The following is a 588-nucleotide window of genomic DNA, read 5'->3' on the forward strand; positions in this document are numbered from 1 at the left end:
CACACTTATCGGCTGTTAATAAAGAAGAACAGCATTTGGGGCTGTAGCTCAGCTGGTTAGAGCACCGTGTTGATAACGCGGGGGTCGTTGGTTCGAGTCCAACCAGCCCTACCAGTTTCTGTAGTCTGGAAATACCCTAGGGGGATTAGCTCAGCTGGGAGAGCACCTGCTTTGCAAGCAGGGGGTCGTCGGTTCGATCCCGTCATCCTCCACCAAAAGTTCAAACGTAAATCAGCGCAGATGGCGCCGGGATTTAGGTTTGGTCTTTTCGAGATCAAGTGCTGTATGTTCTTTAACAATCTGGAAGAAGTAAAGATTATTTATTGATCGGTTTGCCGTAACAAGCAGATCGATGGGTAATGATTGTATGTATCAACAAACAAGCAACAACGTTGTACTTTCTTATCCCTGTAGCGCTCTTTTCATTTGAAAGAATGAAGAGGCTAACGTTATAGGGACAAGCGAATAAGTGCACATGGTGGATGCCTTGGCGATTACAGGCGATGAAGGACGTAGTAGCTTGCGATAAGCTGCGGGGAGTGAGCAAACACACTTTGATCCGCAGATTTCCGAATGGGGCAACCCACC

At 47.4% G+C, this 588-nt stretch carries 2 tRNA genes and 1 rRNA gene; all 3 read left to right on the top strand.

What is annotated here, in order from left to right:
- Positions 1-37 precede the first annotated feature (37 nt).
- A tRNA-Ile gene (locus AC0V2Y_RS28850) sits at positions 38-114 on the top strand.
- 25 nt (positions 115-139) lie between these two features.
- Positions 140-215, top strand: a tRNA-Ala gene (locus AC0V2Y_RS28855).
- 240 nt (positions 216-455) lie between these two features.
- Positions 456-588, top strand: a 23S ribosomal RNA gene (locus tag AC0V2Y_RS28860); the annotation flags it as partial.

The sequence above is a fragment of the Janthinobacterium sp. BHSEK genome, from assembly GCF_056174685.1.